At 62.6% G+C, this 18,927-nt stretch carries 21 protein-coding genes; 10 read left to right on the top strand and 11 right to left on the bottom strand.

Features of this window, described 5'->3' with window-relative positions; all coding sequences use genetic code 11:
• A partial coding sequence (locus ACU5AP_RS13200; protein ID WP_446681338.1) for a sensor histidine kinase occupies positions 1-256 on the top strand: 256 nt, incomplete at its 5' end.
• 6 nt (positions 257-262) lie between these two features.
• Here ACU5AP_RS13200 and ACU5AP_RS13195 read toward each other — a convergent pair.
• Positions 263-550, bottom strand: a complete 288-nt coding sequence (locus tag ACU5AP_RS13195) for a SemiSWEET family sugar transporter (RefSeq protein ID WP_200165245.1) — start codon at positions 548-550, stop codon at positions 263-265.
• 234 nt (positions 551-784) lie between these two features.
• Positions 785-1,570 (bottom strand): Crp/Fnr family transcriptional regulator, encoded by a 786-nt coding sequence (locus ACU5AP_RS13190; RefSeq protein WP_446681337.1) that lies wholly within the window; start codon positions 1,568-1,570, stop codon positions 785-787.
• A 146-nt stretch (positions 1,571-1,716) separates the two neighbouring features.
• Between ACU5AP_RS13190 and ACU5AP_RS13185 the strand changes: the two genes are divergently transcribed.
• The 6 genes from ACU5AP_RS13185 (at position 1,717) to ACU5AP_RS13160 (ending at position 7,532) form a co-directional block, all read left to right on the top strand.
• Positions 1,717-1,935 (top strand): hypothetical protein, encoded by a 219-nt coding sequence (locus ACU5AP_RS13185; RefSeq protein WP_269298481.1) that lies wholly within the window; start codon positions 1,717-1,719, stop codon positions 1,933-1,935.
• A gap of 143 nt (positions 1,936-2,078) precedes the next feature.
• Entirely contained in the window at positions 2,079-2,732 is a 654-nt protein-coding gene (locus tag ACU5AP_RS13180) for a class I SAM-dependent methyltransferase (RefSeq protein WP_269298479.1), read from the top strand.
• Positions 2,733-2,915: 183 nt separating this feature from the next.
• Positions 2,916-3,218: a hypothetical protein gene (locus ACU5AP_RS13175; protein ID WP_253108001.1), complete on the top strand. Its 303-nt coding sequence runs from the start codon at positions 2,916-2,918 to the stop codon at positions 3,216-3,218.
• A 2,115-nt stretch (positions 3,219-5,333) separates the two neighbouring features.
• Entirely contained in the window at positions 5,334-5,591 is a 258-nt protein-coding gene (locus tag ACU5AP_RS13170) for a DUF6894 family protein (protein ID WP_446681336.1), read from the top strand.
• Between the two features lie 149 nt (positions 5,592-5,740).
• Entirely contained in the window at positions 5,741-6,862 is a 1,122-nt protein-coding gene (locus ACU5AP_RS13165; RefSeq protein WP_446681335.1) for a methyltransferase, read from the top strand.
• Between the two features lie 346 nt (positions 6,863-7,208).
• Complete coding sequence (locus ACU5AP_RS13160; RefSeq protein WP_200165252.1) at positions 7,209-7,532, top strand: GrlR family regulatory protein; 324 nt, start codon at positions 7,209-7,211, stop codon at positions 7,530-7,532.
• A 26-nt stretch (positions 7,533-7,558) separates the two neighbouring features.
• On the opposite strand, the gene ACU5AP_RS13155 is transcribed toward ACU5AP_RS13160, so the two are convergent.
• From ACU5AP_RS13155 to ACU5AP_RS13140, 4 genes are all read right to left on the bottom strand, one after another.
• Complete coding sequence (locus tag ACU5AP_RS13155; RefSeq protein WP_200165253.1) at positions 7,559-7,747, bottom strand: hypothetical protein; 189 nt, start codon at positions 7,745-7,747, stop codon at positions 7,559-7,561.
• A 298-nt stretch (positions 7,748-8,045) separates the two neighbouring features.
• Positions 8,046-8,681 (bottom strand): hypothetical protein, encoded by a 636-nt coding sequence (locus tag ACU5AP_RS13150; protein WP_253108004.1) that lies wholly within the window; start codon positions 8,679-8,681, stop codon positions 8,046-8,048.
• A 17-nt stretch (positions 8,682-8,698) separates the two neighbouring features.
• The gene (locus tag ACU5AP_RS13145) at positions 8,699-9,049 is read right to left on the bottom strand and encodes a hypothetical protein (RefSeq protein WP_253108006.1); all 351 of its coding nucleotides are present in this window, start codon (positions 9,047-9,049) and stop codon (positions 8,699-8,701) included.
• A 94-nt stretch (positions 9,050-9,143) separates the two neighbouring features.
• Positions 9,144-9,386, bottom strand: a complete 243-nt coding sequence (locus ACU5AP_RS13140; RefSeq protein WP_253108007.1) for a hypothetical protein — start codon at positions 9,384-9,386, stop codon at positions 9,144-9,146.
• Positions 9,387-9,754: 368 nt separating this feature from the next.
• Here ACU5AP_RS13140 and ACU5AP_RS13135 point away from each other — a divergent pair, with 368 nt between their 5' ends.
• Positions 9,755-10,069 carry a hypothetical protein gene (locus ACU5AP_RS13135; RefSeq protein WP_253108008.1) on the top strand — a complete coding sequence of 105 codons (315 nt, stop codon included), beginning with the start codon at positions 9,755-9,757 and terminating at the stop codon, positions 10,067-10,069.
• Positions 10,069-10,527: a hypothetical protein gene (locus tag ACU5AP_RS13130; protein WP_253108009.1), complete on the top strand. Its 459-nt coding sequence runs from the start codon at positions 10,069-10,071 to the stop codon at positions 10,525-10,527. The genes ACU5AP_RS13135 and ACU5AP_RS13130 overlap by 1 nt, the downstream gene beginning before the upstream one ends.
• Here the strand turns inward: ACU5AP_RS13130 and ACU5AP_RS13125 are convergent.
• Entirely contained in the window at positions 10,524-10,775 is a 252-nt protein-coding gene (locus ACU5AP_RS13125; protein WP_292060531.1) for a hypothetical protein, read from the bottom strand. The genes ACU5AP_RS13130 and ACU5AP_RS13125 overlap by 4 nt on opposite strands.
• A gap of 590 nt (positions 10,776-11,365) precedes the next feature.
• On the opposite strand from ACU5AP_RS13125, the gene ACU5AP_RS13120 reads away from it, so the two are divergent.
• Complete coding sequence (locus tag ACU5AP_RS13120; protein ID WP_292060533.1) at positions 11,366-11,584, top strand: hypothetical protein; 219 nt, start codon at positions 11,366-11,368, stop codon at positions 11,582-11,584.
• 199 nt (positions 11,585-11,783) lie between these two features.
• On the opposite strand, the gene ACU5AP_RS13115 is transcribed toward ACU5AP_RS13120, so the two are convergent.
• From ACU5AP_RS13115 to ACU5AP_RS13100, 4 genes are all read right to left on the bottom strand, one after another.
• Complete coding sequence (locus ACU5AP_RS13115) at positions 11,784-12,269, bottom strand: hypothetical protein (RefSeq protein WP_446681334.1); 486 nt, start codon at positions 12,267-12,269, stop codon at positions 11,784-11,786.
• A gap of 428 nt (positions 12,270-12,697) precedes the next feature.
• Positions 12,698-14,887 (bottom strand): TonB-dependent receptor, encoded by a 2,190-nt coding sequence (locus ACU5AP_RS13110; RefSeq protein WP_446681333.1) that lies wholly within the window; start codon positions 14,885-14,887, stop codon positions 12,698-12,700.
• A 183-nt stretch (positions 14,888-15,070) separates the two neighbouring features.
• Positions 15,071-15,547, bottom strand: coding sequence for a hypothetical protein (locus tag ACU5AP_RS13105; protein WP_003165228.1), 477 nt, complete (start codon positions 15,545-15,547; stop codon positions 15,071-15,073).
• A gap of 173 nt (positions 15,548-15,720) precedes the next feature.
• Positions 15,721-18,687: a TonB-dependent receptor gene (locus tag ACU5AP_RS13100; protein ID WP_003165229.1), complete on the bottom strand. Its 2,967-nt coding sequence runs from the start codon at positions 18,685-18,687 to the stop codon at positions 15,721-15,723.
• Between the last annotated feature and the right edge of the window lie 240 nt (positions 18,688-18,927).

Here is an 18,927-nt window from a genome sequence, read left to right as displayed (position 1 = left end):
CGCGGATGTCGTCCAGGACGAGGTGCGGATCGACATCGCCGACAACGGCGTGGGCGTGCCGCATGACATGCAGGGCCGCATCTTCGATCTGTTCACTCAGTCGAAGGGGCCTGACGATCGCTCGCGCGAAGGTCTCGGCATCGGCCTGGCTCTCGTAAAGCAGTTGGTCGAGATGCATGACGGAGCCGTCGAACTGGCCAGCGACGGCCCCGGTCGAGGCAGTTGTTTCACCCTGCGTTTTCCGCTCGCCGCCTGACCGCGTTCACGCGTCCGATGCGCTCTTCGCCGCGTCGCGAAAGCGCCATTTCATAACCAGGACCGCCGACGCCATCACGAGGGCGGAGGCGTTGGCGACGGTCACAGGCCAGGCCGAGGTCATCACGCCGTAGATCGTCCACAGGATGAAGCAACTGACGGTCAGGGAATAGGTTTTGAGGCTCACCGCCGAGGCGTCCCTCTCCTTCCAGATCTTGTACGCCTGCGGGGCAAAGCTCGTAATCGAGCAGATTGCTGCAGCCGAGCCGATAAGGGTTGCAACATCGCCAGTCATGATGGGCCAACGTCATGTTAGCGACGCTGTTCCCAAGGTGCATGTTCGCCGCTGAGGTCAATGTAGTGACGATCGCCTCAGCGCCGCCGACAACGATCCTAATGGATCGGAGCCTTTTCCGATTGCGCCGGGGTGGGTCGATGGGTCGATAAAAGCCATCTACGCTTGCGCCTGTAGCGAGAACAGGGACTGACGCGGCCGATCTCGCGCCGCCGTCCCACCGCGACCGCCCGCTTACTCTGGAGGCGACTCCAGGTAGGCCTTGTCGAACTCGGCCAGGGCGGCCAGCCCGCCCCAATCCTTCAGATGAACAAGAGCCCCCTTCCACTCCACGAGACCTTCTCGTCGAAGCTCCGCCACGACGCGGTTCACATGGACGGTCGAAAGCCCAAGGATATCCGCTATCTCCGCCTGGGTCATAGGCAACTGGAAGCAGCAGTCTTTCGCGCGGCCCACCAGTTCCAGTCGGCAGTAGAGTTCACACAGGAACCAGGCCAGGCGCTCCTTTGCGCTCTGGGCGCCGAGCGCAAGAATCCACTCGCGGCTCACGGCGCCGTCGACCAGGGTGTCCAGCCACAGGCTTCTGACCAGGTCGCCGTCGGCGTCGATCAACCGATCAAGGCGAGCATGGGGAATTGAGGCCGCCCGACAGTCCGTCAGGGCCACGACGCCCTGCCGCTGACGCTTCTTCAACAAAGAGCCGAGATTGACGAAATCGCCTGGGAGACAAATCTCGGTGAATTGGCGCCGCCCATTCCGCAACACGCGGTAGCGAGCCGCAAACCCGTTCAAAAGCAGGAGGCAGGAGGAGGCCTTGACGCCCTGTACGATGAGGTCGTCCCTCGCAGGGATGAGCGCCAAGGGATTGAACGCTTCACTGAGCTTGCGGAGGGTTGCTGGAGACACGCTCCTGCGCCGCGTCAGCTTGATCGTGATCAGATCGTGGAGTTCGTCGCCGGACCACATCCCCTCTTCGCCTTCCCGCTCCACACTTCGCGCATTTCCATCGCCGCCGCTCATGCGACGCGGCGTCGATAACGTCCTCGACGCCCAGGCGTTGCTTTAACGGTTCCCCTTCGCATGGGTCGGATCGCCTGGCGCCATGCCGAGAGACGCCGATCAGCAGAGTCATCCTAGGTTCAGGCTCGGGCGTATAGGTTTCCGTCATGGCCCTCTACGATTTCCTCGTCGCCGGTCTGGAGGTGGATCAGGTCCACGAAGCCGAGGCTTCGACGGACGCCGAGGCGCGTCGTCAAGGGTTTCGCTTCGCCGGCGATCTGATCAAGGAGCGCGAGATCCTGAGCCGGGAATCCGTCGCCTTCGAAGTGAGAGTGAAGACGAAGGACGGCCGCCAGATCTGCGCGGTCAATGTGAGGCTGGATTAGGATTCCCGAAATGGGCCTCGGACGATCGGCCGGTTGCTCTAACAGGACATGACGGTTGGCATGGTATCGGACGACGTTTGTGTTACACATTAACAATGCCTTCTTCCCGATCGACCGCCTCGCCGTCCTTCTTCAACCAGGAGATGGCGGACGCCTACGACCATCGGAACCGCGCCCTCGTTCCGATCTCCAATTGCCTCCACTTCCTGACGGGCCTGGTCCTGGCCGAATGTCCGAGCGAAGCGCGAGTGCTGTGCGTCGGCGTGGGAACGGGCGCTGAAATCCTCTCCCTGGCCCAAGCGCGTCCAGGATGGTTTTTCGTCGGGGTCGATCCCTCCGCCGAGATGCTGAATGTCGGCCGGGACCGGTTAAAGGAAGCGGGCGTTCTGGAGCGATGCGAGCTTATCCAGGGCTACGCCGAGGACGCGCCCCCCGGCCCATTCGACGCCGCGGTCAGCCTGTTGGTCGCCCATTTCATCAGACGGGAACAACGGCCGGCCTTCTACAGCGCCATTCATGATCGACTGAAGCGGGGCGGTCGCTTCGTCAGCGCCGAAATCAGCGCCGATCTCGAAGATGCGGCGTTTCCAGACATGTTGAAGGACTGGAAGCAGGTCCAGACCCTGATGGGCGCGACCCCCGAATCGTCGGCCAGGCTGGAGAGCATGCTGCGCGACGCGCTGGGGGTTCTGCCGGCGGCAGAGACCGAGGCCCTTTGGCGGGCAGCAGGGTTTGCGACGCCCGTGTCCTTCTTCCAGGCCTTCATGATCCGAGGCTGGCACGCAATGAAGGCGTAGGCCGGACGCGATCCGGGCCGGGACGCTGGCCGGCCTTTGCTGACGCAGTCGCAATGGCCGGCCGTCGGTTGGAAGCCCCCAAACTTATGGAACAGCCTGCCGGGCTGGACTACAGCGCCCCTTGAACCGTCTCCGCGGCCATCCAAATAGCGACCGCCTTCACTCTTCACTGGAGATGCTTCGATGCGAACCGTCGTTGTAGAACCCTTTGGCGACGTCTGGGCCGTCCGCGTGGATGACGTCGAGCCTCAGCTGTTTGCGCGCGGGCGCGCCGCGGAAGACGTCGCCAAGACCGTGGCGGAGCGGCTGGCGGCCGCCGGCGACCACGTCGAGATCCATCTGTTCCTACGGAACGGCCAAAAGGCGGCGCGATTTGTTTGCCTACCTCCCCTTTCAGCCGAGGACTCTCCTCTGCTGATCGGAGGAAGCCTGCTGGCCCAGGCGGCGGCGAACGTCGACGATACCGACCAGCGCGTAAACGCCTGACGGCCAAGGCGGAGTGCAGCAGGGAGAAGGGGGCGCCAGAAGAGCGCTGCGGACTCGCCCTTCCCTATGCTGCCCAGGAGGGATTTATCCAGGTCGCCGAGCCGGTCCGTCGATGCGGCCGGTCGAGGGCTGGACAGCCATGCAAATTGTAAAATAGTAACATCGTTCACGACGGGAGGCGGAACGTGCCGGGGCGGCCCAGACGAACGGGACGGATGACAGAGGCGGTCCTGATCGCCCTGTGTCTTGCGATCTTCGGCATCCTTTACTGGATTGCGACCGGATAACGTGAAGCGGGCCGGCTTCGGCTGTCATTCCGCAGTTGGTCGAAGAGCCGCCCCCGTGGAACCCATCGCCCTCGGGACGGCTAAGGATTGTCTTCCGCGCGGAAGTCTGCGGCCCGGAGCGCACCCCTCCTGAGCACCGCTCCGGGCCGCAACCCCTGACGAGAAAGGCGCGACCGAGAGGAACCAGGCCGGGCTTAAGCAGTTTGCCGGGCATCCCCTTCTTCCTGGCGCCGGGAGATCGTCTTTGCGCAAACAAAAATCTCCCATCCCCCGCTGGTGGCGTCTAGCCGGGTGGGAGGGGGCGCTGCTGCTCGGAACGCTTTCGTTCATAGGGATCGTCGGGTGCGCCTACATGGGCTGGATGGGCTGAGACGGAACCCCGGATGGTCCTCGGGCTTTAAGGAGGCGCATTCCGGCGCTGGCGTGCGATGCGGCCCGGCGCGCAGCCACGCACCCCCTGCGGCGCACCGGGCCGCAACCAATTCCGGCGCAGCTTGTTGGCTTCGCATGACTGGATTTGGCGGACACCTGCTCGCGGCGCTCGATCGCCTATTCAAACGCCTGACCGGGAACGAGCGCCTCCTCTAGGCGGCCTCCGTCCCTCGACTGCGGCGGCGTGCGGGCTGAAATATCAAAAGCGCTGCCGTTAATCATCACAGGTTAAACGCGCAAAGCGCTTGGAGATCTAAGCTCGCCCAGTCGCTCGCCTCCTGAGCGGGCCTGCTCCAGTCCCTCGCGCACCTCCTGAAAGAGCGGGGCTGGACCGACGGTAGAGGAACGCGACTTGCCCAGACGTCCCCAATGGCGACCCAGCTTCGGCGAATGGTCGGTGGTGATTGCGATTTTGGCCCTACTCGCGATCGCCGCTTCCTCGGCCTTCGAGTGATCGGACAGACTCATTGACGTCGGCCGCCAGGTCGTCGGCCGTGCGGCGAGGTTGCTTTCAGGTGGCCATGACGACAAGGAGACCACCCCATGGCGGAACGTCGATTTTCGCAATGGCGCAACCTCGGCCTGGCGGCCCCGGTGATCTTTGCCGCTAGTCGAGCGCGGCGGCCTTCGCCTGTCCAGCTGGCATCCGAGTGTCGTCTGCGGGGCTTCGCCGTCGCGGGCGTCGCCACCGGCTCCCTGATAAGGTTTCTGGCCGTGCTGTCGGCCTTGCAACGCCTGCGTCCCGTCTGCTGCTAGCCCGGGCCGATCTTCCGTAGAGAGAAGCTTGGGAGGTCGTGGCGCCGACAGCGACGGCGACACCATCAATGTGATCGCTGGCCCGGCCGGCGGATGTGGCTCCCGCCCGTGCGAGCGTTTCTTCTGTAGGCAAATGAAGACCCCTCGCCGGCGCCTGGGGCCTCCAACGAGGGGCTTCGCGGTTCAACAGAGGGCAGCTCCAGGGGTTAGAGAGCTGCGATGGGCCAACTCACGGGAATGAGAACGGTTCCGAACGCCAAGGACATGCCCTCCGAAGCGAGAGCACGCCTGAGGCGCGTCTGCAGGAAACTTCAAGCGCCAAAGGCCGCTCTCCGAACACCCGCCAAACCGGAGGCCCTGCAATCCGGGCTCGCTCCCCTCTCGAAGCCGAGCTGTCAGGCTCGTTAGGCCCGCCTGAGTCCCAATGCGGCAGATCGGTTTTCTTATGCTCGCCTAACAAGTCCAGCATGCTGAGGCGCGCCTTCGTGTCCCGCCGGTCGTCGACGGAGCCGTCATATCCGGCCACCGCCGATGGCGACGTCCAAAGCGCGCGGCCCGCTGTAGAGCTGTCCTCCGGACAGTTCGCTCTTTCAGCCCGCCGACGCGTTTGTTCAAGTCGTGGATACCTCGGAGAGCGCCGATGACCTGCGGGACCGCCTACCACCCTCTCTTTCGTTTCGCCCTGTTCGGGCACCACTCCGCCTTCTGCGCGGAGATCGCGGCGGCCACGGACGACGACGCATACAGGGAAGCTCTGCGCTTCATGGGCGAGCTGTTGAAAGAGGGCGACACCGTGAGGGACGACGGCTTTTCGTATCGGGTCACGGTGACCGCGATCGACGGCCGCCGAATCTGCGACATCACAAGCTGCGGCGCAAACCACGCGAGCCGAGATTGACCGCGTCGGACGCGTACGCCCGAGCGCCCGCTCGGATGCAACGCCGCAGGCGCTGGAGCCTTATCTAGAAGGCCTAGCGTCGGATCGACGACGGCCGGTTTCAAAGCTTGAGCGCCTCCTCGTTTGGTTAGGACCGTCAGGAAATCCGCATGTTCTTCCCCACCCGCCGGCCCAGGTCGTCCGCGCCGCCGCTCCCGGCCGGCCGTCGCAAGCCAAGCCATCCGGCCGCCCGGCTCGAAGGCGACCTGATGGAAGGAGCGCATGATCACAGCGATCGCCGCCCTGGACCTAGCCCCGCCGACATGGGGATTGGGCAGCGGCGCGCGGCCCTGGTCGCCCTTCTCGACCTGCTGGCGGCCGCCGGGTACGATTTCGTGAGCCCGACCCCCGCCACCCACAGACGGGTGGCGTCCCGGCGGGAGCGCGCCCGCGCCGCCAACCTGCGAGACATCTTCGGCTGGGGGCGCCCCTTCGACCCGAACGACCTCGACCCTACCCTCCTTGCCACGATGTCGAGCGGCGGGCTCCTCGTCGACGAGGGCGCGTCGCTTCGATCCGCTGTCAGGGTCAGTGCGCTTGACGGGCGCCTGCACCTGCACTCCGCCCGGAGCGACGCCCCCGACGCCGTCTTCCTTGGACCGGACAGCTACCGCTTCGTCCGCTTCCTGACCTCCGCGCTATGCGGTACGCAGCCGCGCTCGATCCTCGACGTCGGCGCCGGCGCCGGCGCCGGCGCGCTGGCGCTGGCCGCACGCTTGCCGCATTCCAGGGTCGTGGCCGGGGACGTGAACCCCTTCGCCCTTGCTCTCCTCGCCGCCAATGCCGCCCACGCCCGCCTGTCGATTGAACTTGTCGCGGGCTCTGGGCCCGAGGCCGCAGCCGGCGAGTTCGATCTCATCATCGCCAACCCGCCCTATCTGGCCGACGGCGAGCACCGGACCTATCGCGATGGAGGCGGCGCCTTGGGCATGGACCTCGCCTTGGCGTGGGTCTCTGTTGGACTGCATCGCCTGCGTCCGCGGGGGCGCTTCGTGCTCTACACGGGCAGCCCGATCATCGAAGGCCGAGATCTGCTGCGCATCGAGCTCAAGCGGCTCGCCGCCGAGGCAGGCGCGAGCATGACTTATGAGGAGATCGACCCGGATGTCTTCGGGGGGATGCTGGCGCACGAAGGCTATCGAGAGGTCGAAAGGATCGCGGCCATCGGCGCTGTCCTGTCTCGCCAGGCCGCGCCGCGAAGGTTATTCGCCACCCGGGGCCTTCGCCCTTAGACCGCTTGGGCTTCGGTGAAGGCGGCGTTCCTTATGCCAGCCTTCGGTCGCATCCGCGTGAGGAGGAACGGGATTCCGGAGCGCCGGTTAAACCTCTGAAGGCCTTAATAGAGGGCGTGGCTAGAGAGTATGTGCACAGGTCCATGACGCAGATCGACGTAAGTTCGCCAGAGCCCCAGCTCTGCCTCCGATGCGCGGGATCAGGCATCTTCGACACGGGCGTCTGCCACATGTGCGACGGGTCCGGGAAGGCGCAGATCGACACCGACCTTTCAGCCGCCGCCGAGCAAAAGTCGAATCCCAGATCGCAGCCGAATTCTTCCGCTCGCCTCGCGGCCCAGCGCTGATGGACGACGGCCTTTACAAGATCGGCTTCAGGACACGGCTGGGATCGGGCTATGGGGTAGTCGTGCTCCAGGGCGGGCGCATCATCGGCGGCGACAGCAGCTCGTTCTATGTCGGCTCCTATGTCATTCACGGAGCGAGGTTCAAGGCCAGCCTGCAGCTCGATCGGCATACCATCATCCCTGTCCTGCGATCCGTGTTCGGCGTCGAGCGTGCGCGTATCGAGCTGGAAGGCGATATCCTCGGCCAGGACGCGCTCATGTCGGGGTCTTCGCCCGATGCGCCCGAAGTGAGTTTCGAGGCCGTGATGAGCAGACTGGCCTAGACGGCGCGCCGTCGTTTACGGCCAGATCAACAACGACCGCCTCCGCCGATCGAGGCTGCGCCTTCGCAATCGCCTTCCATCACCAGGCGACCGACCACTTCTGCTCCGCCCTGCAGGGCCATGAGCTTGTCTTCAGCGTCCTCCCAGTCCTCCGCTTCCAACTGAAGAGAAAAGCAACGCTCGCCCTGCTGGTAGTCCACGAGAAACATCGGCATCGCCTATCCTACCACCAACCAGGCTGAGGGACGTTCTCGAGCCGCGAGACGGCGAGCGACGCTCCAGGCGAAGGCCCGTTTCGCCGCAGCTTTATCATCATAGCGGCGCGGCTTGTCCGTCCCCTCTCCGGTCAGGCGATACCACGCCTCCCGTAGTCTTGAGCCGGGCTGGATGCGTTCAAGTCTGACGCCCACGCGGGAGCGTAACAGGCGTTTTCTTTTCATTTCTCCGTCCTCCTGCCCCCGCGCGAGGCGGCGAAGGCGGCGCAAAGCGCCCGCGCCGCCTCCCCTGCGCGCCTTATCGATATCGAGCGCGCTCCGCAGCGATCTCGTCGGTTGTATAGGGCGCCCCGGCGGGGTCAAAGCGCGTCCAGCCCGTCTGGCGGTAGGCGGCCCCTCGAGCGGCGGCGTCCCAGCCGCGGCTCTCGTCCAGGATCGCCTGCGCCCGGGCCCGCTCCGTTTCATTGACGCGAACGCTGACAAGGGTTCCGCCCCGACGCACGCCTTCGGCGTAGACGTGGGCGTCATCGTCATCATGACCCGCCTCCTTAAGCGCGCCGAGAATTCCGCCGACCGCCCCGCCCGCAGCGGCGCCCGCGGCCCCCGCAACCGCCGCCGACGCGAGCCAGCCTGCTGCCACCACGGGGCCCAGGCCCGGCACCGCCAGCATGCCCAGGCCTGCGAGAACGCCGGCGCCCACGCCGAGCGCGCCGCCGGTCGCCGCCCCCTTGCCCGCGCCTTCTGCGACGTCGTTCTCGCCGTCGCCGTTCATGTCACCGGGCGACCGCCCGTGATGTCGGTGGCTCTCGTGCCAGTTGTCGGCGTTATTGGAGATGACGCTGATGTCAGCCGCTCCAAAGCCAGCGGCTTCGAGGGCGGACACGGCGTCCATCGCTTCGGTGTGAGTATCGTAGAGTCGCGTGATAGTGGACATGGAAATCTCCTTCAGCATCAGGAAGCGGGCGACGCGCTGACGACGCCTTTGTAGTCTACGGAAACCCTCGACTCGACGCCGTCCTTGACGGCGGTCGCCGTCCAGACGCCGTCTTCGCCCTGGCTCAAACCGCCGACCTGGGCGTAGCCCTGTTTCTCAATGGCGCTTCTCGCCTGCCCCTCGGTAAAGGAATTTGCGCCCGGCGTGATCGTCCCCTCTGCAGCGTTCTCCGTCGTGTCGACGGCGGGGTTCCGAGGTGTCTCCGACGCGGACACCACAGGCCCTTCGACAGGGGATTGGGCGTCGCGGTTATCTCCGCACGCTCCAAGCAGAACGACGGCTCCGATCAGACCTATGGAAGCTCTCATGGGTTTCTCCTTTGATGAGGTGTTGTGGGAAGCCGCCCGGATTCAAAGCGTTCCGCCGCGTCGAAGACTTTCCCGCGGACCGTAAGGTTCCGGGTCATCCAGCCCGCTCCGAGGTCCGCGCTTCGCACGCCTCCACGGCCGAAACGCCATCTCGCCTCGACGCCAGTCGATACAAGGCATGCTCGTCGTCGAAGACTTCAGCGGAAGAAAAGGTCCGGCTGACGGCGAGCCGCCGCCGCGCCTCGGCCATGGCGGCCGCGGCGTCCTCCACCGTGACGCATTCGACGCGCAGGACGCCCGTCCCCGATCCACTGTAGCGAATGGTGAAGTGAGGCATGTCGCGGCTCCTCTGTGACGGTGAAGCAAGAGCCCGCCGCGCGACCTGTTCCTTGGGTCGCCTAGGGGACCCATGCGGAAGCAGGCTGGCGCTCGAGAGCCGAATCCTCTTTCGCGCTGGCATCCCCGTTTCGAGACACGGCCGGGACACGGCCTCAGCAAAGTCGATCGGAGCTGGCTCCCACGATCTCGAATCCAAGCCCTGGAAGAGCAGCATCACCTTTGCAACTCGGCGCGACACCTATCCCTGCCGCAATTCGCGTTGATGGGTATAGGCGAGGCGAACACCGGCGAGACAGTCATGGCGCCAGGTTCTGGAACGCCTCCTCGCCCCCTCAACTTCTCTCCTGGGAATAAGAGGACAGAGCCATGACCGAGACCCCACGTGATCCGCCTGAACATCTCAACAATGAGGACGGCGACCTGACGCCGGTCAAAGCCGACACAGTATCGAGGGGTGATCCAGCCGAACGGCTTCGCGGCGTCGGCCAGGAGAACATCTCCGCCCGTCCGGCCAAGCCGAAATCATCGGACCCGCCCCCTGCCCCGCCGGAGTTGGACGACGACGCCACACAGATGAAGAAGATCGAGGACGCCGCCGGTACGGAGCCTTCACCGCCTGGCGTCGCCGAGCCGGAGGGCGCACGCGAACTGCCCAGGCCGCCGCTTGCGGATCCGACCTGATGGCTCCGCGGCTTAAGCTGTTCGAATGGTCGGACGGCTTCCACACCTTCACCGTGGCGGCCAGCTCGCGACCGAAGGCGTTAGCCGCTTGGGGCAGCGGTCAGGATCTCTTCGCCACCGGCCTGGCCAAGGAAATCGACGACAGCCCCGACGCTGAGGCCGCCAAGGCTTCGCCCGGCACGGTGGTTGAGCGCAGGCTCGACGTGATGCTGCCAGCGAGCGTTCCGAAGAAGGGCGCGGCGAAGAAGACGAAGCAGCCCAGCGCCGCCGATCGGAAACGCGTGGAGGAAGCCCAATTAGCCCTGGACGACCTCGACACCATGCACGGTCAGGCCGCACGGCGGCTGGATGAAGAGCTGCAAGCCCTCAGAGCGCGCAGGGAAGAGGAACGGGCGGCCTATGAAGCGCAGCGCGAGAAACTACAGGCTCGCCTGGAGAGGGCTCGCGCTAAGCTCTAGCCCTCATCGTCATCGTCTTCGTCGTCCTCGGCCTCGAAATCCGCGAACACGAGCTGCATCTCAACCCTCACCTCGTCCATGGTCTGCTGGACCCAGGCGTGAAGGGCGCGGACGGTCTTCTCGGCTGATACGGCGTCCGGCGAGAACAGGCGCTCCATGACGTCCGTCAGAGCCTGGTTCCGGCCCATGAGCACGCCAGCCCGATAGATGGGGTCGTCTGAGGGGTCGATGTCGTCGTCTTCGTCCATGTGCGACCTTCTGGCGCGCTAACACTCTTGTGAGTTGCGCGCTCGCGTAACGGTTGTGATCCTCTCGCCCGGAGATAGTCTCCATCGGGAGAGTTATATGTCCGTAAAAGCTCTAGGCGTCGCGATGGCTGCGCTCACGATGAATGTTGTGGCCGCGGGTGCGGCGCCCATGCCGCCAGCCGTCGCTGCCGCGCAATCGGGTGAAGATCAGTATTGCCTCGGCTTCGATAACTGCTGGCCCATCGCCTACTCCTACGAAGTCTACTCAGACTCCAGCATGACCACCCTAATCCATGCCGCGTCGGACAGTTGCAATGGGGGGCCGTTCGTAACGTCTCCCTGGCTTCCGGCGGGATATGTCGTCAAGACGCGCATGTACGTTTGCGCCGGCTTCGGCCCGTACCTGCCGCCTGACTGGTAACCCTGCGCGGCGCTTCGCCGTCAACAAATCCCTTCAATGGGATCAGCGGCCCGGCTTGAGGACAGTCCCCCGGTTCTCGCTGGGCCGCTTCGATTCGCGAAGTAGCTCGGCAGTAGGAACCAGTGAACCTCCCACCGCTTGGTTTCAGGCAACAAACAGGGAGATGACTATGACCGACGTTCAACCGAACGATCCGAACCGCAATCCCCGCGAAGCGCCCGACCTGGACGGCGATGAAGTCGAAGCCGGCCGCCGGGCTCGCAAGAGCGGAGCCAATCAAGACCCGCTGGCGAACAACAATCCGGCCGACCGGAGCCCATCGCCTTCGACCGGCGGCGACGGCGCCGCGGGTGCCGGCGGGCCGAAGGGCTTTGGCACAGGCGCCTGATCAGCAAGAATGGGTGGCTGGCCGAATCTCCGGAGCGGCGCCCATTCGACCGATTGATTGTCGGTGGCGGGGCTCTTGCGCCGCCGCACAGCTTGAGCGCCGCCCTGACCGCCTCTCTCCCGATCGGCGCGGGTGCGATCTCGCATTTCACCAGAGAGGCGCGCAACCATCGGGCTCACGCTGTGCAAATCTGACGCCGTCAGGCTGGTCGGCTAGGCCGCCGCGCGCGTGTCGCACCTGCGACCGCGGCAACGCCAAGACCTGCAACGACAAGATCCTCGACGATCCCGCTGCGGGTCTGGCCAATGCGCCGCAGCGCGGCCTTTCGGCCGGCCAGCGTCAGATAGGACAGCGGTATGGCGACGCCCACAGCCAGGGCGGCGCCGCGCCGCTCGCGCCCCCTCGGCGCCAGGGCGCCGCCGGCGATCCCGGCGCTCGCGATCCGCGCAAGCAGGCCGAGGAATACCGTACGATCCGGCGCGGACTTCATCTTGTCGCCTAGCAGTTCGCCAACGCCCATCGCCAGCGCACCGAACCTGAATAACGGACGATCGAGCAGAACGAGTCTGCCCGGCGTGGCGCGGCGGCCTAGCCGCGCTGCGGCGATGACGGCCATGGGCGTCATCGAACGCGCGCTGGCGGCGGCGCCGATCAGGGCCGAGGGAAGCAGATCGAGGAAGCGCATGAAGGCTCAACCCTCTCCGACCGGGCGGGTTGCGTCGGCCGTCTCACGGAGCCTCCATCCATCCTCGCACAGTTCCGGCGAGGACCGCCACGGCGCCGAAAAGCGCAATGAGCTAATCTGAGATCGCCACTGCGCCCGCGTTGAGCGTCAACACGGTCCCGCGTGAAGAGAACACGATTAAGTTGGCGAGCGGTCAGGAGCCTCCTCTCGTTCCTTATAGAAGAATCGCACCATCTCAAACAAAGCTCCTACTTCTCGATTTGGCAGGAAGCAGATCGTTCGAAACGCCTCCGCGAATCGGAGCCACTCGGGGGATTGAAATCCTTCCCCCATAAAAACTTCGTCGGAAAGCGGCAGATAGTGCCCAGCTTGGGCGATTCGGTTTTTCGTCGTTGATAACGGTGTTGCGGCGAATGCGCTGAAGGTGTTCAGAAGCGCCGCTGCAACGTCAACCGCACTGCGCGACCGATGGGGTCTTGTAGATCCCGGCCATAGCCAGGCGCTGGCGCACCATCCCCTAGGCGTGCTTGAGGCCTTTCATCGAACAGATTTGAAACCTCCAGGCTCACTTGTAGGCCCCCAGCCCTTCGGCGCATCGCTTCAGCATCAACGGCGGATGTCGCGCGAGTAGAGGGCATCTGAAAACTCAGCTTCAAATCCATTGATGCGAATGGCTTCAACAGCAAGTCCGTCGGCCCATCGGCGCCACTCAACCGTCGCGTGCGATAACCGTCTTGCCATCGCGCTGAAGCGTCTAGCGCCCAACGCCCGCGTCGTGCATCGATCAGCAAACGCGCGTCCTGCCTCGACACTCCGCCCCCGTCTCCCTTCAGTCGATTCAGCTCAGGGAGTCCGTTCGCCAGCGACAACGTGTTGCGCAAACGATAGCTATGACTCAGCGACACCCGCAGAATCGTCGCTTCGTCGCCAACAGCCCCAGAGGGGCGCGGCAGATTGAAGTTCAAACTGCTGGTCAGGCCTTCCGTCAGGTTGGCGCCGAAGTTAAGCGGGCGATAATCAACAGAGATCAGCCGCCCATCCAGATCTCGACGGAATCGCTCTGGAAAGGCCGCTTCGACATCCTCTGTCAGGTCTGGCAGGGAGCCGACCCCGTTCGTCGTCCTGTCGCGTTGATAGCCCAGGTTGGCGGATAGACTCCACCGCGTGAACGGTCCAAGCGACGTCGTCAGCGAAAGACGCTCCGAGCGCGGCTGTCGCAAGTCGGGGTTTCCTCCCATGATCGGTACGATCTCCACCGCTTGGCCGTTGCGGAAGTCGAACACTACTCGCGGCGTGTCATGATACAGGGGCTCGGACCTCAGATTGTTCGAAATGCCGTCGTTCGCAGCGGACCAGAGGCCATTAAGGCGCACCTTCTGACGCGGAACCCAGGTCAAGGCCGCGCTCATCTCATCGCCGGATCCTGCGCCCGTGTCCCGAACGCCGCCGCCTACCGTCGCCAGCAGATCGCCTAAGCCCCGCAACACGCCTTCACGCGCGCCCGCCTTGGCCAGCGGAACGGCCAAAGAGCCCCTCGCCTCCCGAGTCTGAAAGCGGCTTGTTGCGCGGCCCTGTTCGCGCTCGACCGTCGAGCGACTATCCATGAAATTGCCGTTGAAATTGGCGACCAGGGGACCGGCGGGCAGTTCCATCAACGTCCGCCCGACGGATCCGCTCAGGCCCATCATGCGGTTTTCACCACGTGTATCGCCAAAGCCGCTCTCGCGCGCTCGCGACGCCTGGCCAGTCGCATTCACCTGGACCCGCCACCCCTTCGCCTCGCCGCTGAGTCCGAAAGCTCCGCCCAGGCTGTTATTTCGCCTCAGACTCGCAACGATCTCGTCGCCGAAGCGAACGCGCGACGAGCTTTCCCTAGCCTGACCGTTCAAACTGACCACAGACGACCATTCGCCGAGCGGACGCGTCGCAGTCAGGTTCACCGCAGCCAGATCGACGCCGGGGCGCAGGGTGACCGCGTCACCCGCAAGCCTCTCGCCTTCCCCTCGATCGCGTTCATCGGCCCGCAGAGCGGTGTCGCGCAAAACGCGCGCGCCCATCTGCAAGGTCCGTTCGCCATTAATCGACGAGCGGCGCAGATCAATTGCCAGCGACGACATTCCGCTCTGTGTCGGCCGCTGTCCGGATACCTGACCGTCATGGCTTCGAAACTGCCGCTGCAAGACCAGGTTCACCACCCTTTGCCCCGGCGCGCCTCCATAAAGGGCCCCCGCCTCGGCAGGCAGCACCTCGGCCCGAATAAGGGCGTCCGGTGGGAAACCGGTGAAGGCGCCGGGATTGGCGACGCGCTTGCCGTTGATGACAACCATAGGCGCTTCGCCGACGCCATATGCTTGACCCAGCCGCTGCAGAACCTCGCTGATGTCCCAAGCGCCCAAGGCGTCGATCTCTACGCCGTCCAGCTCGACCTCGGGCGGGACCAAGGCTGCGCCGCGGCGACCGCGAACTTCCACGTCATCGACCCTGACCGGTTCTTCTAGAGTTTGGCGCGCGGCTTGATCGGCTGCAGCTCTCGCTACGGTGGCGCGGCCCTGCTCCGTCTGCGCGACCTCCGTCTGCCCCACGACGGCTAGACTGACCAAGGGCAGCCACAACAGCATTCAATACTCCGTCGTACGCAGCACCTCGCCTGAAGGCTAATTCATATCAGGCGTCGGGTTCAGATAGATACGTTGTTGCTGAACTATCAGCGTCTAAACAAAAGAAACGCCGGGAGCTCTTGCGAACCCCCGGCGTCGGAAACGATGCAGTCATGGAAAAGACGACCGCACCATCAGGCATGATCAGGAAATTGTCAGGCCCGGCGAGCTCGTCAGCGTGCCCGTGATTTTACACGGGTTCGGCGAACCAGGAATAGTGGAAGTAGGGAAATACACGCTACTGGTTCCATTGTTCCAGTTCGTCGTGATGACGCCATTGCAGCTGCCCAGGATCGAGCTGGCGCCGATGTTGGTGATGGTGATCGAACCACCTCCGTTGGGCGTGATCGTCCAGGGGAAGCCCGACGGCGAGACCAGCAGGCCGCACTGCCAGTCGCCTGGGCTGAAGCTGCCGCCGGTGATAGTGGCCGAACTACCGTCAGCAGCCACAGTCCCGTTCAGCGACACGTTACAGTTGATGGTCGTCGACTGCTCAAGGGTCAAGGCGCCTGACAAGACAAAAGACGTACCGGCTGGACTGATCGATTGCGCCATGGCCGGAGCGGCGAAGCCCGCGATGGCCAGAACGGCGGCTGAAGCAATAGAAGCAGCTTTAAACATGTCATCTCCTCCCAAATATTTCACCAGTTAATGGTGACGAAGACACAAGACAATTGAAACAGATGTAAGTCAAATTATAAATATGATTAATTTTATATTATTCACTTTAAATTCTATAAATCACAACAACAAGCGCCGCCACCTTATTAAAGATGGCGGCGTAGGATTTAAACTTAGAATCTCTTACTTACGCTTACAGCTATCAATCTAGGATCAAGCGTGAAAACATTCGTCGTCAAACCAGTATCATCACTATTCGTGAAGGCATCCGTGATTGGCGCGTCGTCAAACAGATTCTTGACGTACGCTTGGAAAACCAAGCCGCTCGACATATTTTCCAGCGTAACGTTGACATTAACATTATCCCATGCCTTCAGGCGATCATATTGCGTATTATAGACGCGAGAATAACTGCTTCCCTGATAGTAGTAATCGCCGCGCAGCGTCAGATCCCAATCTCCAAGGAAGAATGTGTACTGGGCGCCGATGTTGGCGGTGATGTTCGGCGCATTGGGCAGCTCATTGCCGCTGAGATCCGCCTCAAAACCACGCCCCCCGTTCGGCGCATCCTTGAATGGATCGTAGGTGATGCCGAACAGACGCCAGAAGGGAACGCTGGAGGTGTAGTTGGGATCAAACGTCCCCGTGCGAAGCGAACCGCCGCACAGCGCCTGAAGCGCGAGCGTCTTCGTAATCTCTGGAAACGCCGTACCTAAGATTTTTTCGACATGCTTGGTCGGCGCGATGCAGTTCGACGGCACCTGCAGCCAGGGCCGCAACACCATCCAGTCAGGATTGCCCTGGGTTCGATTCATAACGTCGATGGAACCTTCACCATCGCCGATCTTGGTGTCCAGATAGCCGATGTTCGCATCCAAGCGCAGGTTAGGCGTCGGCTGGAACACCGTTTCCAGCTCCAATCCCATCATGCGCGCATCAAAGTTCTCGTTCAGCGAGATACGATCGACGATCTGCGACACCTGATAGTCGGTGTAGTCGTAATAGAAGGCGGTCAGATTCAACCGCACTTTTCCATCATGGAAGGAGTTCTTCGTTCCGATCTCAAAAGCGTTGACGTATTCCGGCTCAAACAACTCGGCCAACGGCTGATACTGGATGACCGACGGATTGATGTCGACGCGAGGCGGGTTAGCGCCGCCGCCCTTATAGCCCCGAGCGTAGGAGGCGTAGATCAGGGTGTCGTCCGTAAAGGGCGTCACCGGCTTCCAGTCCAGCACCAGTCGCCCGGTCAGGGCGCCCCACTGCTGCTTGACGTCCGGCAGCGCCGGATAGCCACGGCTGACATAACCGCCCGACGACGGTCCCGGATTGCCGCGATCCGCACCCAGAAGGAGTTGGCTCGGATAGGGCGTGCTGATCTTGCGATCATCGGTGTAACGCAACCCCGCCGTCAGCCGCAGGTCAGACGTCAGATCCCAATACCCCTCGCCGAAGACCGCCCAGGAACGTGTATGAACAACATTCTTGCTACGGAAGTAGTTGTGCCCGTCGCCAGCCAACTGACTGATAGGCGTCGGATCGACATAGACACATTCTTTTGGAGTTTGAGGCGTACAAGGCTGCGTAACACGCCCCTGATTTACAGGAGCACCTACAACATTATTGTAATAATATTCAGCCAAGAAAGTAAAAACGTTATTAAAAACGTAGTAATCATCATTGGATTTAAAATCCAAATAATTAGCACCGATATTAAAATTAAATCTTCCATCAAGATTTGATTGAAGTCTTAGCTCTTGAGTCCATTGACGATTGTCAGACTTACTCAAGTCTGCAGAAATCATCCTATTGGATGTACCTAGTTGTGGATCTGTATAGTAACCACCAGGCAAAGGAGAGTTAACTATAGGCTGCCCATTAATATCAAAAAGATTGTCAGTGCTGTTGAATATAGGATTTGAAACAAATCTATTATAGTCTTGAGTTGAATAGTAACCATCCTTCGAGTACGCGGTTTGAGATATCAGCTTCAGTTTATCGCTGAAGTCATACTCTACATTAAATTGCGAAACATCGTTCTTGACCCGAAAGATTGGGTCATAACTGGTCGCTACTTCTCGCAAGTTCCGTGACTGGGTCAAACCTGCATAAGGGTCCGTTCCAAGCGGCACGCCCACCACCAGCCTTCTCGAAGCATCATAGCCAAATGACGTGGCGGCGAGAAAAATATGGGCGAACGCGCCGCCGTTCGGCGCGCCATAGGCCGCGTCATCATAGAGCGAGCCGGGCAGACATCCCTGGCTCAGACGGTTCCGGATCAGGTCGGAAGTAATATTGACCGCACCCACGCGCGTCGGCCCCGGATCCCGCGTACACAACTGCTTGCCCGTGCGGGAACGCTGATCGTCTTCCTCGAAATGCTCCCAGATAAAGCTGGTGCGGAAGCGGTCCGTCGGTTCCCAAAGGGCTGAAAAGCGCGTCGACCACATGTCGCGGTCGTTCACCTGGGTGTCGTTGAAGCTGTTGTAGTCGAACCCGTCGCGCTTGGTCGCCGATCCGGCTAGACGAACGGCGAAGGTGTCGGTGATCGGTACATTGACCATGGCCGACATGCGCCGGGTGTCATAGTTGCCCGCCTCGCCCTTGACGAAACCCTCGAAGTCAAAGCCCGGCAGGTTTGGGATCATGTTGACCACGCCGCCGGTAGCGTTGCGACCATACAGCGTACCTTGTGGCCCGCGCAGCACCTCGACGCGGTTCACATCCAGATACTCCTGCTCGAACAGACGGTTTCGGATCAACGGCGTGTTGTTGAAACTGACCGCCACGGCCGGGTCGCTACTGGCCGAAATCGCCTTAGTCCCGACCCCGCGGATCGAGAAGTTGTACATGGAGAAGTTGGCCTTGGAGAAACTGACGTTCGGGATCGCCCGCATCAATTCCGACCCGCCCTCGATCTTCATGGCGTCAAGGTTTTCCGCCGACAGCGCCGTCACGGCGATCGGCACGTCCTGAATCGATTGTTCACGCTTCTGGGCCGTAACAATGATGTCGCCGACGGTGGTTGCTTCCTGTGACGGCGCGACGTCCTGAGCCAGAGCGGGGCCGGCCGCTACAGCAAGAACAACGGCAGACGCGGTGACAGCCAGACGCGCGCGATTACAGGCCGCTGAAGCCATGAAACTTATCTCCCCAGACATCGAGCGCCCTTCCCCAGGCGCGCCGACACGTTTCCCCCGTCCCGATTTATCATCTCACGGTTGGACGGTGCGACCGCAGGACTAAGGCCACACGATCCATCTATTCACTGATCTGTCAATACACTACTTACATCATTGTTCGATGACGTAGCGGAAGCTTTTGCAGCTGCGTCGCTTATCTTGCGCAATGCAGCGCAGACCCAGGTATCACATTGTTCA

The organism is Brevundimonas sp. RM1 (assembly GCF_052907225.1).
Note: the sequence above shows the minus strand (reverse complement) of the source record. Positions and strands in the feature narration are given on the sequence as shown.

Bases quoted from the DNA above. Each gene is read 5' to 3' on its own strand.
- ACU5AP_RS13195 (WP_200165245.1), bottom strand. From the start codon at position 550: ATGACTGGCGATGTTGCAACCCTTATCGGCTCGGCTGCAGCAATCTGC.
- ACU5AP_RS13190 (WP_446681337.1), bottom strand. From the start codon at position 1,570: ATGAGCGGCGGCGATGGAAATGCGCGAAGTGTGGAGCGGGAAGGCGAA.
- ACU5AP_RS13185 (WP_269298481.1), top strand. From the start codon at position 1,717: ATGGCCCTCTACGATTTCCTCGTCGCCGGTCTGGAGGTGGATCAGGTC.
- ACU5AP_RS13180 (WP_269298479.1), top strand. From the start codon at position 2,079: ATGGCGGACGCCTACGACCATCGGAACCGCGCCCTCGTTCCGATCTCC.
- ACU5AP_RS13175 (WP_253108001.1), top strand. From the start codon at position 2,916: ATGCGAACCGTCGTTGTAGAACCCTTTGGCGACGTCTGGGCCGTCCGC.
- ACU5AP_RS13170 (WP_446681336.1), top strand. From the start codon at position 5,334: ATGACCTGCGGGACCGCCTACCACCCTCTCTTTCGTTTCGCCCTGTTC.
- ACU5AP_RS13165 (WP_446681335.1), top strand. From the start codon at position 5,741: ATGTTCTTCCCCACCCGCCGGCCCAGGTCGTCCGCGCCGCCGCTCCCG.
- ACU5AP_RS13160 (WP_200165252.1), top strand. From the start codon at position 7,209: ATGGACGACGGCCTTTACAAGATCGGCTTCAGGACACGGCTGGGATCG.
- ACU5AP_RS13155 (WP_200165253.1), bottom strand. From the start codon at position 7,747: ATGCCGATGTTTCTCGTGGACTACCAGCAGGGCGAGCGTTGCTTTTCT.
- ACU5AP_RS13150 (WP_253108004.1), bottom strand. From the start codon at position 8,681: ATGTCCACTATCACGCGACTCTACGATACTCACACCGAAGCGATGGAC.
- ACU5AP_RS13145 (WP_253108006.1), bottom strand. From the start codon at position 9,049: ATGAGAGCTTCCATAGGTCTGATCGGAGCCGTCGTTCTGCTTGGAGCG.
- ACU5AP_RS13140 (WP_253108007.1), bottom strand. From the start codon at position 9,386: ATGCCTCACTTCACCATTCGCTACAGTGGATCGGGGACGGGCGTCCTG.
- ACU5AP_RS13135 (WP_253108008.1), top strand. From the start codon at position 9,755: ATGACCGAGACCCCACGTGATCCGCCTGAACATCTCAACAATGAGGAC.
- ACU5AP_RS13130 (WP_253108009.1), top strand. From the start codon at position 10,069: ATGGCTCCGCGGCTTAAGCTGTTCGAATGGTCGGACGGCTTCCACACC.
- ACU5AP_RS13125 (WP_292060531.1), bottom strand. From the start codon at position 10,775: ATGGACGAAGACGACGACATCGACCCCTCAGACGACCCCATCTATCGG.
- ACU5AP_RS13120 (WP_292060533.1), top strand. From the start codon at position 11,366: ATGACCGACGTTCAACCGAACGATCCGAACCGCAATCCCCGCGAAGCG.
- ACU5AP_RS13115 (WP_446681334.1), bottom strand. From the start codon at position 12,269: ATGCGCTTCCTCGATCTGCTTCCCTCGGCCCTGATCGGCGCCGCCGCC.
- ACU5AP_RS13110 (WP_446681333.1), bottom strand. From the start codon at position 14,887: ATGCTGTTGTGGCTGCCCTTGGTCAGTCTAGCCGTCGTGGGGCAGACG.
- ACU5AP_RS13105 (WP_003165228.1), bottom strand. From the start codon at position 15,547: ATGTTTAAAGCTGCTTCTATTGCTTCAGCCGCCGTTCTGGCCATCGCG.
- ACU5AP_RS13100 (WP_003165229.1), bottom strand. From the start codon at position 18,687: ATGGCTTCAGCGGCCTGTAATCGCGCGCGTCTGGCTGTCACCGCGTCT.